The sequence below is a fragment of the Streptomyces sp. NPDC088254 genome (assembly GCF_044740925.1).
Classification (GTDB): domain Bacteria; phylum Actinomycetota; class Actinomycetes; order Streptomycetales; family Streptomycetaceae; genus Streptomyces.
The window spans coordinates 84712-99450 of sequence record NZ_JBIURQ010000011.1; the positions used below are offsets into that span (position 1 = coordinate 84712).

The 14739-nt window shown below is 73.9% G+C and carries 15 protein-coding genes; 7 read left to right on the plus strand and 8 right to left on the minus strand.

Annotated elements, in window-relative coordinates:
- Nucleotides 1-66: 66 nt before the first annotated feature.
- Nucleotides 67-2208: an MMPL family transporter gene (locus ACIOC0_RS29530; protein WP_402158798.1), complete on the minus strand. Its 2142-nt coding sequence runs from the start codon at nucleotides 2206-2208 to the stop codon at nucleotides 67-69.
- Between the two features lie 173 nt (nucleotides 2209-2381).
- Complete coding sequence (locus ACIOC0_RS29535; RefSeq protein ID WP_402158799.1) at nucleotides 2382-2858, minus strand: MarR family winged helix-turn-helix transcriptional regulator; 477 nt, start codon at nucleotides 2856-2858, stop codon at nucleotides 2382-2384.
- Between the two features lie 129 nt (nucleotides 2859-2987).
- On the opposite strand from ACIOC0_RS29535, the gene ACIOC0_RS29540 reads away from it, so the two are divergent.
- Together ACIOC0_RS29540 and ACIOC0_RS29545 are read left to right on the plus strand one after the other, a co-directional pair.
- A complete protein-coding gene (locus ACIOC0_RS29540; RefSeq protein WP_402158800.1) occupies nucleotides 2988-4508 on the plus strand; it encodes an SDR family oxidoreductase in 1521 nt (506 codons plus the stop codon).
- Nucleotides 4509-4644: 136 nt separating this feature from the next.
- Complete coding sequence (locus ACIOC0_RS29545; protein WP_402158801.1) at nucleotides 4645-6009, plus strand: cryptochrome/photolyase family protein; 1365 nt, start codon at nucleotides 4645-4647, stop codon at nucleotides 6007-6009.
- A 47-nt stretch (nucleotides 6010-6056) separates the two neighbouring features.
- Here the strand turns inward: ACIOC0_RS29545 and ACIOC0_RS29550 are convergent, their stop codons facing one another.
- Nucleotides 6057-7130 carry a MerR family transcriptional regulator gene (locus tag ACIOC0_RS29550; RefSeq protein WP_402158802.1) on the minus strand — a complete coding sequence of 358 codons (1074 nt, stop codon included), beginning with the start codon at nucleotides 7128-7130 and terminating at the stop codon, nucleotides 6057-6059.
- 155 nt (nucleotides 7131-7285) lie between these two features.
- On the opposite strand from ACIOC0_RS29550, the gene ACIOC0_RS29555 reads away from it, so the two are divergent.
- Together ACIOC0_RS29555 and ACIOC0_RS29560 are read left to right on the plus strand one after the other, a co-directional pair.
- Entirely contained in the window at nucleotides 7286-7882 is a 597-nt protein-coding gene (locus ACIOC0_RS29555; protein ID WP_402159065.1) for a sigma-70 family RNA polymerase sigma factor, read from the plus strand.
- A 120-nt stretch (nucleotides 7883-8002) separates the two neighbouring features.
- The gene (locus tag ACIOC0_RS29560) at nucleotides 8003-8443 is read left to right on the plus strand and encodes an SPW repeat protein (RefSeq protein ID WP_402158803.1); all 441 of its coding nucleotides are present in this window, start codon (nucleotides 8003-8005) and stop codon (nucleotides 8441-8443) included.
- A 106-nt stretch (nucleotides 8444-8549) separates the two neighbouring features.
- On the opposite strand, the gene ACIOC0_RS29565 is transcribed toward ACIOC0_RS29560, so the two are convergent.
- The 3 genes from ACIOC0_RS29565 to ACIOC0_RS29575 all read right to left on the minus strand — a co-directional run bounded on the left by ACIOC0_RS29565 (nucleotide 8550) and on the right by ACIOC0_RS29575 (nucleotide 10736).
- A complete protein-coding gene (locus ACIOC0_RS29565; RefSeq protein WP_402158804.1) occupies nucleotides 8550-9347 on the minus strand; it encodes a GNAT family N-acetyltransferase in 798 nt (265 codons plus the stop codon).
- Nucleotides 9348-9422: 75 nt separating this feature from the next.
- Nucleotides 9423-10274, minus strand: a complete 852-nt coding sequence (locus tag ACIOC0_RS29570; RefSeq protein ID WP_402158805.1) for an aldo/keto reductase — start codon at nucleotides 10272-10274, stop codon at nucleotides 9423-9425.
- A 126-nt stretch (nucleotides 10275-10400) separates the two neighbouring features.
- Entirely contained in the window at nucleotides 10401-10736 is a 336-nt protein-coding gene (locus ACIOC0_RS29575; protein ID WP_402158806.1) for a hypothetical protein, read from the minus strand.
- A gap of 146 nt (nucleotides 10737-10882) precedes the next feature.
- Here ACIOC0_RS29575 and ACIOC0_RS29580 point away from each other — a divergent pair, with 146 nt between their 5' ends.
- Nucleotides 10883-11944: an ABC transporter permease gene (locus ACIOC0_RS29580; protein ID WP_402158807.1), complete on the plus strand. Its 1062-nt coding sequence runs from the start codon at nucleotides 10883-10885 to the stop codon at nucleotides 11942-11944.
- 101 nt (nucleotides 11945-12045) lie between these two features.
- Nucleotides 12046-12579, plus strand: coding sequence for a DoxX family protein (locus tag ACIOC0_RS29585; protein WP_402158808.1), 534 nt, complete (start codon nucleotides 12046-12048; stop codon nucleotides 12577-12579).
- A gap of 84 nt (nucleotides 12580-12663) precedes the next feature.
- On the opposite strand, the gene ACIOC0_RS29590 is transcribed toward ACIOC0_RS29585, so the two are convergent.
- On the minus strand, nucleotides 12664-12879 hold the full coding sequence (locus ACIOC0_RS29590) for a hypothetical protein (protein WP_402158809.1): 216 nt from the start codon (nucleotides 12877-12879) through the stop codon (nucleotides 12664-12666).
- Between the two features lie 400 nt (nucleotides 12880-13279).
- Here ACIOC0_RS29590 and ACIOC0_RS29595 point away from each other — a divergent pair, with 400 nt between their 5' ends.
- The gene (locus tag ACIOC0_RS29595) at nucleotides 13280-13717 is read left to right on the plus strand and encodes a DUF2809 domain-containing protein (RefSeq protein WP_402158810.1); all 438 of its coding nucleotides are present in this window, start codon (nucleotides 13280-13282) and stop codon (nucleotides 13715-13717) included.
- Here ACIOC0_RS29595 and ACIOC0_RS29600 read toward each other — a convergent pair.
- Nucleotides 13704-14687, minus strand: a complete 984-nt coding sequence (locus ACIOC0_RS29600) for an expansin EXLX1 family cellulose-binding protein (RefSeq protein ID WP_402158811.1) — start codon at nucleotides 14685-14687, stop codon at nucleotides 13704-13706. The genes ACIOC0_RS29595 and ACIOC0_RS29600 overlap by 14 nt on opposite strands.
- Between the last annotated feature and the right edge of the window lie 52 nt (nucleotides 14688-14739).

Here is a 14739-nt window from a genome sequence, read left to right on the forward strand (position 1 = left end):
ACCCCGATGGCTCACTGTCTCCTCACTTGCTGTCTCCGCGTGTGCCCGGGATCGGCGCGAGCATGTTCACGCGCCCGCGGCGAGGTCCGGGGCGCCCTCGGCGCCTGAACGAGCGGGTTCGGCGGCGCGGCTGAGCCGTCCGGGCCACCAGGCGCGCCGGCCGATGTCGCGCACCAGGGCGGGCACCAGCAGCGAGCGCACGACGAGCGTGTCGAGCAGGACGCCGAAGGCGACGATGAAGGCGATCTGGGCGAGGAAGGCCAGCGGGATCACGCCGAGCGCGGCGAAGGTCGCGGCGAGCACCACGCCGGCGGAGGTGATGACGCCGCCGGTGGTGACCAGTCCGCGCAGGACGCCTTCGCGCACCCCGTGCCGCAGCGACTCCTCGCGGACCCTCGACATCAGGAAGATGTTGTAGTCGACGCCCAGCGCCACCAGGAAGACGAAGCCGTACAGCGGCACGGAGGGGTCGGTTCCGGTGAAGCCGAGGACGTGCCGGAAGACGAGGCTCGAAACGCCCAGCGTGGCGAGGAAGTTCAGGGCCACGGTGGCGACGAGCAGGGCGGGCAGCAGCAGCGAGCGCAGCAGCGCGGTCAGGATGAGGAAGATGATCGCGAGGACGGCGGGGACGATGAGGGCGCGGTCGCGTTCCGCCGTGCGCAGGGTGTCGTACTGCTGGGCGGTGTAGCCGCCGACCAGGGCGTCCGCGTCGGGCACGGCGTGCAGGGCGGTGCGCAGGCGCGCCACGGTGTCCTTGGCCGCGTCGCTGTCGGCGGCGGCGTCGAGGGTGACGTCGACGCGGACTCGGCCGTCGACGGCCAGAGGCGTCCCGCCGGGCCGTCCGGACGCGGCGACCGGGGCGGCGGAGGCGACGCCGTCGGTGGCCTCGGCGGCGGCGACCACGCGCCCGGCGCGTGCGGCGTCGGCGATGACGATCGTGGGGTTGCCGGCGCCGCCGGGGAAGTGCCGGGCGAGGGTGCTCTGGGCGGCGACGGACGGGGCGTCGTCGACGAAGGTCTCGTCGAGGGGCACGCCCCGGGAGGCGAGGGTCGGGGAGAACGCGGCGCAGGCGAGCAGGCAGGCCAGGGACACCGCCCACACCTTGCGGGGTGACCGGTCGACGAGCGCCGCGATCCGCTGCCACACGCCGGCGCCTGCGCTCGGGCGGGCCGGACGGGGGGTCGCCGGCCAGTAGGCGGCGCGGCCGAGGAGGACCAGCACGGCGGGCAGGAAGGTCAGGGTGCTGACGACGGCTGCGGCGATGCCGATGGCGCCGACCGGTCCGAGGGCCCGGTTGTTGGTGAGGTCGCTGATCAGCAGGGCGAGCAGCCCCAGGGCGACGGTCGCGGCGCTGGCCACGATGGCGCTCCAGGAGCGTCGCAGTGCGGCCCGGGCGGCCGTGAACCGGTCCGTGCGGGCGGACGTCGTCTGCCGGGGCACCAGTTCCTCCCGGTAGCGGGCGGTGAGCAGCAGGGCGTAGTCGGTGGCGGCGCCGATCACGAGGATGGACAGGATGCCCTGGACCTGCCCGTCGACGCGCACCATGCCGTGGTCGGCCAGCGCGTAGACGACCGCGCAGGCGAGGCCGAGGGAGAACACCGCGCTGATGATGATCACCAGGGGGAGCAGCAGGCTGCGGTAGACGAGCAGCAGGATGACCAGGACGGTGACAAGGGCGACCGCGAGGAGCAGTCCGTCGATGCCGGCGAAGGCGTCGGACAGGTCGGCCTGGGTGGCGGCGGGTCCGGCGAGGTGGACGGTGGTGCCGGGGACGCGTTCGGCGGCGGCGCGGACGCGGTCGAGGGCGGGGGCGAGTGCGTCGCCGAGGTCGGGGCGCAGGGGGACGACCCCTTGGAGGGCCTTCCCGTCCTGGGAGAGCAGGGCGGGCGAGGCCCGGCCGGTCACGCCGGGGGCGTCCGCGAGGGAGGCGAGGGCCCGGTCGGCGTCCGCGCGCCGGTCGCGGACCGTGCCGCCCCCGTCCGACGTCCACACGATGATCGCGGGGAGCGCCTCGTCCTGCCGGAAGGCCCGCTGCGCGGCGATCACCTCGGTGGACTCGGCACTGCGGGGCAGGAAGGCCGCCTGGTCGTTGGTGGCGACCTCGCCCAGGCGCCCGGCGTAGGGGCCGAGGACGCCGCCGACGCCGAGCCAGACGGCGACGAGCAGCAGCGGGACGAGCCAGCGGGCGCGTCGGTGTGTGACGGACATCGTTCTCCCACGGAAGGTGTCTCGACGACTGACGATCCCTCGGCGACCGAGGGATCGCGTCGATTACTCGACTAATGACAATCTCAATGATCGAGTTACTTTGGGCAGCGATCGTAACCGGCATCTGTTCTTCCGCCGACGACCGGCCCCCGGATGCGGGAGCTCGAAGCCTTCTAGCGGACGGGCGGCGTGACGTCCGCCAGTTCCTCGCTCATCGCCGTGAGGAAGCGCAGCACCACCGACAGCTCGTCCTCGGTGAAGCGGGCGCGGGCGGCCTCGGTCGCCTGAGCCAGCGGTCTGAAGTAGGTACGGGCGGCCGACCGCGCGTCGGCCGCGTAGTGCAGATGGACCACGCGGCGGTCGGCGCTCTCGCGCACCCTGCGGATGTGTCCCGCGCGCTCCAGCCGGTCGACGCAGGCGGTGACGGCTCCCGAGGTCAGTCCGAGGTGCTCGCGCAGCCGCTTGGGCGTCATCGGCTCCTCGGAGTCGAGGATCGCGGCCAGCGCCTGGACGTCCGTCGCGTGCAGCCCGTGGTCGCCGGCGAACCCGTGGACCAGCCGGTTGATCTCGCCGTTCATCCGCCGCAGCCGTACGGCGAAGGCGTGCAGGTCGGTCGGCGCCGCGGGCGTGTCGTCGTTCGCTGTGGCCACGCGGTCAGCGTAGTCGCTGACCGCGGATCACCCGATCGTGCGCACGGCGCCGGGTGGCCGCATCCGCGGACGGCCCCCGGGTGGAAGCGATACCGAGGGGGCCCGTCGACATGTGAGGACCGACAACCCATGACCGCAGACGGCCGCGGCGCCGAGGCGCCGCTCTGCCTGGTGACCGGCGCCACGGGATACATCGGCGGCCGGCTCGTCCCGGAGCTGCTGGGGGCGGGGTACCGGGTGCGCTGCCTGGCCCGCTCGCCGGAGCGGCTGCGCGACCACGAGTGGGCCGGCCGGGCCGAGGTGGTGCGCGGGGACGTGACAGACGCGGACTCGGTCGGGGAGGCGATGCGCGGCGTGGACGTCGCGTACTACCTGGTGCACGCGCTGGGCACGGGCACGGACTTCGAGGCGACCGACCGGCGGGCCGCGCGGATCTTCGGGGAGCGGGCCCGCGCCGCCGGAGTGCGCCGGATCGTCTACCTGGGCGGGCTCACCCCGGCGGGAGTGCCCGAGCGGGAGCTGTCCCCGCATCTGCGCTCCCGCGCCGAGGTGGGCCGCATCCTGCTGGACTCCGGCGTCCCGACCACCGTGCTGCGGGCGGCGGTCGTCATCGGCTCCGGCTCGGCCTCCTTCGAGATGCTGCGCTACCTCACCGAGCGCCTCCCGGTGATGGTCACCCCGAGCTGGGTGCGCACCCGGATCCAGCCCGTCGCGGTACGGGACGTGCTGCGGGCCCTCGTCGGCAGCGCCGGGATGCCGCCGGACGTCAGCCGGGCCTTCGACATCGGCGGGCCCGACGTCCTCACCTACCGCGAGATGATGGCCCGTTACGCCGCCGTGGCGGGCCTGCCCCGGCGCGTCATCGTGCCGGTGCCGGTGCTCACGCCGCGCCTGTCCAGCCACTGGGTCGGCCTGGTGACGCCGGTGCCCGCGTCGATCGCCCGGCCGCTGACGGAGTCGCTGCGGCACGAGGTGGTCTGCCGCGAACGCGACATCGCGCGGTACGTGCCCGACCCGCCGGGCCATCCGGTCGGCTTCGACGAAGCGGTCCGACTGGCTTTGAAGAAGGTGCGCGACGCCCAGGTCACCACCCGCTGGTCCTCCGCGTCCCTGCCCGGCGCCCCCAGCGACCCGCTGCCCACCGACCCCGACTGGGCCGGCGGCAGTCTCTACACCGACGCGCGCGAACTGTCCGTGGACGCCTCCCGGGCCGCCCTGTGGCGGGTCATCGAGGGCATCGGCGGAGACAACGGCTGGTACTCCTTCCCGCTCGCGTGGGCGGTACGGGGCCGGCTGGACCGGCTGGTCGGCGGGGTGGGCCTGCGCCGGGGGCGGCGGGACGCGGCGCGGCTGCGGGTCGGCGACTCGCTCGACTTCTGGCGGGTCGAGGAGATCGAACCCGGGCGGCTGCTGCGCCTGCGCGCCGAGATGCGGCTGCCGGGCCTGGCCTGGCTGGAGATGCGCGCGGAGTCGGACGACGCCGGCCGCACCCGCTACCGGCAGCGCGCTCTGTTCCACCCGCACGGGCTGCTCGGCCAGGCGTACTGGTGGGGCGTGTCGCCGTTCCACGCGGTGGTGTTCGGCGGCATGGCCCGCAACATCGCCCGGACGGCGGCCGCCACGTCCCCCGAGAGGGCGCCGGCGCCGTGACGGCGGATCCGTACGCGGGCCCGAATCGCCGTCCCCCGTACGGGTGAGGGCATCTCTTCCTGTCCATCCCGCATCCGTGGGCCGCGCCGGGGCGGAAGCACCGAGCGGCCCGCCCGTCTCACCCGGAGTCAGCGTCATGAACGTCTCGGTCGTCCTGTTCACCTCCGATCTGCGTCTGCACGACCATCCGCCGCTGCTCGCGGCGCTCGACGGGGCCCGTCAGGTGGTGCCGCTGTTCGTGCGCGACCGGGCCGTGGACGCCACCGGGTTCGCCGTCCCCAACCGGCTGGCGTTCCTCTCGGACTGTCTGCGGGACCTGGACGCGGGGCTGCGCGAGCGGGGCGGGCGGCTCGTCGTCCGCTCGGGGGAACCGGTGGAGCAGGTGTGCCGGGTGGCCGCCGAGGCGGGCGCCGACGAGGTGCACATGTCGGCCGACGTGAGCGCGTACGCGAAGCACCGGGAGGAGCGGCTGCGGCGCGCCCTGGAGGCGGAGGGCGTGCGGTTGCACGTGCACGACGCGGTGACGACGGCCGTCGCCCCCGGCGTGCTCACCCCGTCCGGCGCCGACCACTTCGCCGTCTTCACGCCGTTCTACCGGCACTGGTCGCAGAAACGGCTGCGGGATCCGCTGGGCGCGCCCCGGAGTGTGCGCGTCCCGGAGGGCGTGGGCTCGCAGGAACTGCCCTCGGACAAGGGAACCTCGCCGGGGCTGGCGCCGGGCGGCGAGAGCGAGGCCCGCCGCCGGCTGACGGCGTGGCTGCGCGACGGGATCGCCGCGTACGCGGACCGGCACGACGACCTCGCCGGCGACGCCACCTCCCGGCTCTCGCCGCACCTGCACTTCGGCGCGCTCTCCCCCGTCGAACTCGTGCACCGGGCGCGCGCGGCGGGCGGCCCGGGCGCCGGGGCGTTCGTACGGCAGGTCGCCTGGCGCGACTTCCACCGCCAGCTGCTGGCGGCCCGCCCGGACGCGTCCACCGCCGACTACCGCACCCGGCACGACCGTTGGCGCACGGAGCGCACCGCGCGCGAGGACATCGAGGCATGGCGGGAGGGCCGTACCGGCTACCCGGTGGTGGACGCGGCGATGCGGCAGCTCCGGCACGAGGGCTGGATGCACAACCGCGGCCGGCTGCTGACCGCGAGCTTCCTCACCAAGACGCTGTACGTGGACTGGCGCATCGGCGCGCGGCACTTCCTGGAGCTGCTGGTCGACGGGGACGTGGCGAACAACCAGCTGAACTGGCAGTGGGTGGCGGGCACCGGCACCGACACCCGGCCCAACCGGGTCCTCAACCCCGTTCTGCAGGCGAAGCGTTACGACCCGGACGGCGCGTACGTACGCCGCTGGGTGCCCGAACTGGCCGGGATCGACGGCGCGTCGGTGCACGAGCCGTGGAAGCTCCCGGCGCGGGAACGGGCCGTGCTCGACTACCCGGACCCGCTGGTCGAACTGCCCGAGGGGCTGGCCCGTTTCCGCAAGGCGCGTGAACGGGGCTGACACCCAGGAGAACTGCAGCTCGACCGGGACATTCGCGGGCGGGGTTGTCACCGGCCGGGCGGGACGGCCGGTGAGCCCGGCCGTGCTCCCGTGAGCAGGTTCAGGGCCTCGTGCAAGCCCGCCGGCCGGGGCATGCCCTGGACCGGGCGTCCTGCCCAACCGGGGCCGCCCAGCACCACGGTGGGGCTGCGCCGGGCGCCGCTGACGCCCCAGCGGGTGTCCGCGAGGTGCCGGGCGAGGGCGGTGCTCGCCGTGGAGCGGGACTGCGCCCACAGCACCACCGCGGACGGGCCGAGCCTGCGGACCGCCGCCGTCAGCGCCTCCGCCGGCACCGCGGCGCCGAACATTCTCGCGGGGACGCCGAGTCGACTGAGCCCGGCGTTGAGCGCCTCCAGCGGCAGCGTGTGCTGCTCACCGGGCACGCAGGCCAGCATCACCGCGCCGGGCGCGGCGACCGGCTCCGTGAGCGGCCGGGCGGCGCGGCGCAGCACGGTGGAGACGTGCCAGGACAGCAGGTGCTCGACCTCGATGTAACGGTCGTCGGAGGACGCCCACTTGCGGCCCACGGCGTGCAGGGTCGGCACCATCACCTCCTGCCAGGCGACGGTCAGTCCGTGCCGCTCGACGGCCTCGCTCAACTGGTCCTCGACGGCGGGTGCGTCAAGGCGTACGGCGGCGCGGGCCAGCCCCCGGCACTCCTGACGCACATCCCGCCCCAGCGGGAGCGCCCCGGCCGCGCGCGAGCGGCCGACGGGCGGCTCGGGCGACCCGGGGCGTTCGGCGTGCTCGGGGTGCCCGGTGTGCTCGTCCGTCCGGGCAATGGGCTCCGTGGTGTCGTCCGCCGGGTATCCGCCCGTCTCGCCCGCCTTCTTCGCCGCCCTCGCCGCCTCCGCGGGCGGCACCCCCGCCGAGGTGAGCCGGCACATCGCCTCCAGGACGGCCACGTCGTCGGGCCGCCAGCGGCGGTGCCGGCCGTCGGCGCGGACGGCGGGGCCGATGCCGTAGCGGCGGTCCCAGGAGCGCAGCGTGGTGGGCGCGACGCCCAGCCGACGGGCCAGCGCGCCGGTCGTCAGGGCCGCGTCCTCGGAGGGGTCCGTGGTGCTCGGAGGCGTGGTGCTCATATCTCGACAATACGACGCAGGAACGACGCATGTTGAGTGATCGACGCACCGCTTCGCACGATGACGTCCACCGGGGCCGCCCCGGTGGACGTCCGCACCGGCCTCGCGGCAGGCCGCCCGATGTGTCAGGAGCCGTCGCCATGAGCCCGCTCGCCATGATCACGCAGCCGAACACCCCCACCGCTCCGCAGCCCCTCGCCGAGGAGTCGCTGCCCGACGAGGAGGTGGCCCGGCGTCTCGTCGCAGGGGAAGAGGCCTTCCTGGCTGTCGCCTACCGACGCTGGTCCGCCCTGGTGCACGCGCTGGCTCTGCGTTCCCTGGGGGACGCGAAGGAGGCCGAGGACGTCACCCAGTTGGTGTTCCTGGGCGTCTGGCGCGGCCGCGGGGGATACCGGCCTGAGCGCGGCACGTTCGGCGCCTGGATCGTCGGCATCACCCGCCGCAAGATCGCCGACGCGCTCTCGGCGCGGACCCGCCGCCGTGATCTGGTCGCCTCGGCGGGCTCCGACCTCGCCCTCGCCGACCCCGCCCTCGACCGCCCCGAGACCTCGCTCGACCGCGTCCTGCTCCACAGCGAGCTCGCCCGGCTGCCGGCGCCGCAGCGGTGCGTGCTGCGGCTGACCTTCTACGAGGACCTCACCCAGACGCAGATCGCGGCGCGCACCGGCTGGCCGCTGGGCACGGTCAAGAGCCACGCCCGGCGGGGAATCCACCAACTGCGCAGGCGTCTGGGTCCGGATGTGCGGGACTGAGTACGCACCCCGTTCCGACCTCTACACATAAAGACCGAATAAGCGCAAAATGAACCTGCGCGGCGCTCACCGCACACCGCACCAGACGCGGTCAGGCCTGCAAGTCAAAGGAGACGAGTCATGGCCAACGTCTCGCCCACAAGAGGCGACATGTCGACTCACCCGGATGTCTCCGAGATGCGGACGAGGTACGACCGCATGCTCGGCGGCCGTGATGTGGCGCTCGTCGACGGACCGGTGTTCCTGCTGGGTCTGTACTGCGCCGTGTCCCCGTGGATCGTCCACTACAGCGCCGGCCAGCCCGCGCTCATGACGCACAACCTGATCGTCGGCATAGCGATCGGCGTGCTGGCGCTCGGGTTCACGGCGGCTCCCGCCCGGATGTACGGGCTGAGCTGGGCCATGTGCGCGCTGGGCATCTGGATGATCATCGCCCCGTGGGTCGTCGGATCCACCCCCGACGCCGGTGTCGTCCTGAACAACGTCATCATCGGCTGCCTGGCTCTGATCCTCGGGCTGATGTGCGCCGGCACGGCGGCGAAGAGCGCCCCCAGGTCGTAAGCGGGCCGCTGGGCTTCAGGCCCTCCCCCGCCCTCAGGTCATCACACCCGCACAGAGGGAAAGGCGACCGGGCCGGTCCGCGCTCGCGCGGGCCGGCCCGGTCGCGTCACCGGCGCGCCGGCGGCCGGTGGACGTACGGCGTCGTCGTGGTCAGGGCGGCGAAGCCGAGGCGTTCCAGGATGGGGCGGCTCTGGTCGGAGGCGTCGACCTGGAGGTAGCGGTAGCCGCGGTCGGCTGCGATCCGGGCGCGGTGGGCGACCAGCGCGCGGTAGACGCCTCGGCCGCGCCAGGCGGGGGCGGTGCCGCCGCCCCACAGGCCGGCGAAACCCGTGCCCGGGATCAGTTCCATGCGCGCCGAGCTGACCGGCTCGTCGCCCGCGAGGGCGACCACGGCGACGGTCTCGTCCGGGGCGATGTCGAGCCGGGCGAGCATCCGGTCGCGCAGCCACGACCCGTCCCTGCCGAACGCCTTCTCGTTCGCCTCGACCATGAGGTCGACGCCGGCCCGGTCGGTGACGGGGACGATGCGCATCCCCTCGGGCGGCACGGCGGCGGTGAGCTGTGTGTCCGTCTCGGCGATCATCAGCGTCTCCTCCGGCTCGGCGGTGAACCCCGCCGCCGCGAGCCGTCGTCCGAGGTCGGCCGGGCGGTCGTGGGCGTAGAGCTTCCACTCGAACTCGTGGCCGAGGCCGGCGAAGCAGTCGATCTGCTCGGCGATCGCGGCGTCGACGTCCGCCGCGGCCATGCCGTCGAGGCCGGACCAGAGGACGCCGTTCCAGCCGGCGGCGGAGGCGATCTGCCGGACCACTCTCCCAGCGCGCTCGACACGGGCGTCGGGGCTGTCGGGGCGGGCGCCTTCGCGCATGTCCCGGTCGTAGAGGGCGAGTGTCGCTGCGTGATCCATGCGGGTACTTCAGCAGGCCGGCGCGGCTGTCTCAACGCAATTGCCGCGCGGGGCGGGACGAGAGGGAGCCGGCGGTCAGTCGGGGATGCGGATCCTGCCGAGCCGGCCCGTCACGGCCGGGTCGCGATGGTCGAAGAACTGGGACACTCCGGTGTCGAGAGCGGCGATGGACGCCATCTGCTCGTCGGTGAGCTCGAAGTCGAACACGTCGATGTTCTCCCGCATGCGTTCCGGGCGGACCGACTTGGGGATGACGACGACCTCCCGCTGCACGAGCCAGCGCAGCACGACCTGCGCCACGGACCTGCGGTGCTCGCCGGCGATCCCGCTCAGCACCGGGTGGGTGAAGAGATCGTTGCGGCCCTCGGCGAAGGGCCCCCAGGACTCGATGCGCACACCGCGCTCCCGCATGAGTTCCTGGTCGGCGGTGCGCTGGAAGAACGGGTGGGTCTCGACCTGGTCCACAGCGGGCGGGATCTCGTTGTTGTCTATCAGGTCGACGAGCCGGTCCGGGTAGAAGTTGGACACCCCGATGGCCCTGGCGCGTCCCTCGCGATGGATCTCCTCCAGGGCGCGCCACTCGCCGTACACGTCGCCGTAGGGCTGGTGGATCAGATACAGGTCGACGTGGTCCAGGCCGAGCTTGTCCAGCGAGACGCTGAAGGCGCGCCGGGCGTTCTCCTCGGCGGGCGCGTCCTGGATCCACAGCTTGGTGGTGACGAAGAGTTCCTCGCGCGGAACGCCGCTCCTCCTGACGGCCCGGCCGACGGCTTCCTCGTTCTGGTAGGCGGCGGCGGTGTCGATCGAGCGGTAACCGGCGGCGAGGGCGTCGGTGACGGCCTGCTCGGTCCGCTCCGGCGGGATCTGGTAGACGCCGAACCCGAGGATCGGCATCTCCACCCCGTCGCCGAGGGTGACGCTCCGCATGACACTGCCCTCCGCCCTGCCCCCGCCGAGGACGCGATCGCCACCGGGTGGAACGCCCCCCGGGTTCCACGGCCCGCATGATTCAGTCAGACCGGCGGCCTTCGTTCCGTGTTCGGGGGGCCCGGGTCATTCCGGGTGGGCCACGGCATCCCTGTGGAGTTGTGCCGCTGCCAGGAGGCTCAGGGTCGGTTCCGCCCTGCGCAGGGCCTTCACCGCTGCTGTCGAGTCGAGGGGGCCCGTGAAGCCGGCGGCTGCCAGGCGGGTGCGGACCCATTGGGCTCGGAGGCGGGGTTCCGAGGCAGCCGCGGTGGATTCGACGAGGGCTGCGGCGCGTTCCAGGCCGGGGCGGTCCTCGGGGGAGGCGTCGGCCAGGGCCTTGCGCAGGGTGTCGGCGATCAGGTCGGAGTCCCGGAGGACCAGGACGACGTCGTGTTTCTTGTTCGGTCCCAGCAGGGGTGTCATGGAGGTCATCGTCGTCGCCATGTCGCTCAAGCGGCAAGGGACTTGAGCGTTTCCAGAGGCCCGTGCGGCCGCCGGGGCTCCGGTACCGCCGCTCAGGGGGCGTACGGCGCGGTTTCGTCGCGGGGCTCGCGGTAACCGGGAAACACATGTCCGAAACGCCACACGGCGGTCACGCCAGGCCGCCGACGCCCGCGGAGCGACGGGCTCGACTCAAGGAGTCGCCGTTGCTGCCGGCGGCCGTGCTCGTGCTGATCCTCACGGCGGCGGCGGCCCTGTTCGCGGGTTCGTACACCTACTCGATGGCGGATCCGACCCCCCACTCCGTGCCCCTCGCGGTGACCGGGTCGTACAAGGAGCCCCTCGGCCGGAAGTTCGTCGTCGGCATGGAGGAGGCGCTGAACGCGGGCGTGAAGGTCCACCTCTACGACACGCCCGCCGCGGCCCGTACCGCCGTGGAACAGCAGCGCGACTTCGCGATCCTCGACGTGCGCGACCAGGGGCGCTCCGTCGTGCTGAACCTGTCCTCGGCCTCCGGCGCCTCGGTGGCGGAGGTGCTGGCCAAGGCCGCTCCGGCGGTGGGTGAGAAGACGGGGGTCGCGGTCACCGTCCGGGACGTCAACCCGCTCCAGGAGGGCGATCCGCGCGGGCTGGCGATCTTCTACATCTCCCTCGCCGCCGTGATCATCGGCTTCGTCGGAGCGATCCAGCTCAGCGTGCACGCCCGGGCGCTCACCCCGATCGAACGCATCGCCTGCACCGTCGTGTACGCGCTGCTCGGCGGGTTCGCCATCGCCGCGACCGTGGACTGGCTGCTCGGCGCGCTGGACCTGCCGTTCGTCGAGTCGTGGCTGATCCTCGCGCTCACGATGTTCGCCAGCGGCATGGTCTTCACCATGTTCAACACGCTCGTGGGCCGCTGGGCGATGCTGCCGACATGGGGCCTCATGGTCCTGCTGGGCAACCCCTCCTCGGGCGGCGCGGTGTCCTGGCCGCTGCTGCCGTCCCCGCTGGGCGTGATCGGCCGGTGGCTGCCGCCGGGCGCCTCGGTGAACGCCCAGCACACGGCGGTGTACTTCGCCGGGCACCAGCACGTCTTCCCGTTCCTGGTGCTCGCCGGGTGGGCGCTGGTGTCGTGCGCGGTGTTCTGGATCTGGCGGCACCGCCACCCCGGCGGCCGGGAGACGGCGCCCGCGCACGCCGCCCCGTGAGCGCCGCCCCGCGTTCCGTGTCCCCGAGACCGAGTGACGTGCGCTCTCATGGGGAACCCGGTCGCCGTCTATCGTGCCGGTCAATGTGTCTGGAGAGGACCATGAGTGTGCTGCGTCTGGTCGGTCGTCCCCTGCTCGCCTCGATGTTCGTCTCGGGCGGCCTGGGCTCCCTGCGGGCGCCCGAGCGGGTCGCCCCGGCCGCCGAGCCCGTCGTACGGCCCGTCACCGACCGGGTGACGGCTCTGCCCGACCGCACCGAGGAGATCGTACGGCTCAGCGGTGCCGTGCAGGTCGCCGGCGGGCTGCTGCTGGCCACCGGGCGTGTCCCGAGGGTGGCCGCGCTCGCGCTCGCCGCGACCCTCGTACCGACGACCCTTGCGGCGCACAGGTTCTGGGAGGTGAAGGACCCCGACGAGCGGGCGCAGCAGCGCATCCACTTCCTGAAGAACGCCTCCATGCTTGGCGGTCTGCTGATCGCGGCCGCGGACACCGCCGGCAATCCCTCCCTGGCGTGGCGGGGCCGGCACGCCGCCCGGGACGTGCGGCGGGAGGCGCGACTGGTACGCCGGTCGGTGCGGGCCGCCGCCCGTCCCGCGGCCAGGGCCGGCGCGGCCCGCGCACGGCTCCCCCACTGAGCGGTCGGCGAACCGAACGGCCTGCGGCCCCTGACCACGTCGGACGTGGTGAGGGGCCGCAGGCCGTCGCGCGCTGTCCGTGTGTCAGACAGCGGTGTGAACGGCGGTGGCGGTGCCGAGGCCGAGGCCCTCCGGCGAGGCGACGGCCAGGACGTCAGCGCACACGCCCACGAGCGGCGTCTCCAGCTGGAGACCGCCGGACCCGACGGCGGCGAGGCCGGCGGCGGCACCGGCGCCGGCGAGGCCGTCCAGGTCGGAGTCGGACAGCTCGACGGTGTCCACCTGAGCGGGGAGGTTCATCACTCGCGGTTCCCTTCACGTTCTTCCACGGCAGGAGTCCGCCGGACATCCCAGGTGGGACGGTCCCCGGCGACTCCAGGACGCGAGGATCCAAGCACGCCGGACGGAGGGGGGACCAGCCGCTCCCCGGCCGCCCGGGCGCGTCGCGCCGCCCCGCTCCACGGGTGTGACCGCCCGGTGAGCGAATGCCGCGCGGCCTTCACGGACCCTCCGCCGAGACCGTCGCCGGGCAGGCAGGCCGGCCGGTGCGCGCAACCCTTGCCGCCGGTCTCGACAGGGTCGTCACAAGCGGTCCAGGTCTCGTCCGCCCGATGCGACCGCGGTGTGGGGGATTCCCGGATTTTCCGCCCCCATCGGGTGCGCACACCCCGGCCGGCGCCGCACGGGGCAGGATGCACCCATGTCCTTCACCTTCCGGATCGATGAGGAATCCCGCCGCCGGACGGCCGCTCGGACCCGGTGGGCGGCCGCCGCGGCCACGGCCGTGACCGTCGGCGCGGGGCTCGGGCTGCGGGCCGTCGCGGCGGGCGAGGTGGCCAAGTACGGCGGGGACGCGCTCTACACGGTCCTGATCCTCACCCTCGTCGTCCTCGCCGCGCCGCGGGCGATGCCCCTCGCGGCGGCGGGCACCGCCCTGGCCGTCAGCTGGGCGGTGGAGTTCCTCCAGCTCAGCGAGGTCCCCTCCGAGCTCTCCCGGCACAGCGTCCTCGCCCGCCTCGTGCTCGGCTCCACCTTCAATCCGCCCGACCTGCTCTGGTACGCGGTCGGCGCGGCAGTGGGGTGGCTCGCCCACACCGCGCTGCTCCGGGCGACGGGAACGGTGGTCAGTGCCGGCTGAACTGGGCTGCCGTGGGCTGCAGGACGTCGGGGCGGACCGGCAGGGCGTCGATCTCGAGTCGTTCGCCGTAGATGTCCGTGACGCGCAGGGACTTGCCGCAGCCGGCGCCCTGTTCGGACAGGAAGTAGTTGAAGTCGGCGCGGGGCAGGGCCCGCCAGCCGCCGTCGGCAGCGACCTCCAGCCGGGCCACGGGGTTGCGGTGGCCGACGACCTGGATGCCGCACCAGTACGCGCTGGACCCCGTCTTGTAGCGGACGGAGATCTTGTCGGAGGTGCTGGGGCTCAGCAGGCTCCAGGTGACGGAGAGCCGGCCGGCGGAGAGGTCGGCGAGCTTGGCGAACGCCTGCTTGCTGAGGTCGACCTGTCCGGGAGCGCAGGGCAGCGGGCACTCGTTGGTGACGCGGACCGTGACGGACGCGCCGGAGGCCGTGCGGACGACGATGTACGCGCCGCACGCCTTCGCCGATTCGTAGTCGGTGTGGTTCATCGCCGCGATCATGAGGTCGCCGGTCGGGCCGTACAGGCACGCCCCGTTGCCGTCACCCGCGTCGTAGTGCGTGGCGAGCCCGGCGTAGGAGACCCCGGGGCGGATCCTCCCGGCCGAGGGCGTGTCGGCGGCCGCCGCCCGGGAGGCGGCCCGGGCCGACGCGCGCGCCGTGGGGGGTGCCGACGGGCTCGCGGAGGCCGTCCTGCTCGGGGTCGCCGTCGGGGAGGGGGACGCGGACGGTGAGGGTGTGGCCGGCGCGGTCGTGGACGGCTGCGTGGGCCGGGAGGCGGCGGTGGCGACGGCGGCCCGGCCGGCGGCGCCCGCCCGGGGTCCGGCCTCGGCGTCCGTGGAGGTGCCGGGGCCGGACCGTACGGTGATCACCAGATAGACGAGCAAGCCCAGGGCGGCCAGCGCCGCGGTCGTCATGGTCCACAGTCCGCGCCTGCCGGGGCGGCGTCGCGCGGCGTGTCTCGTAGCCTTCATGTCCGTCCGTTCGGAAGTGCGGTTGACGTCTCGCCCGTCAGTCGCCGCCCGG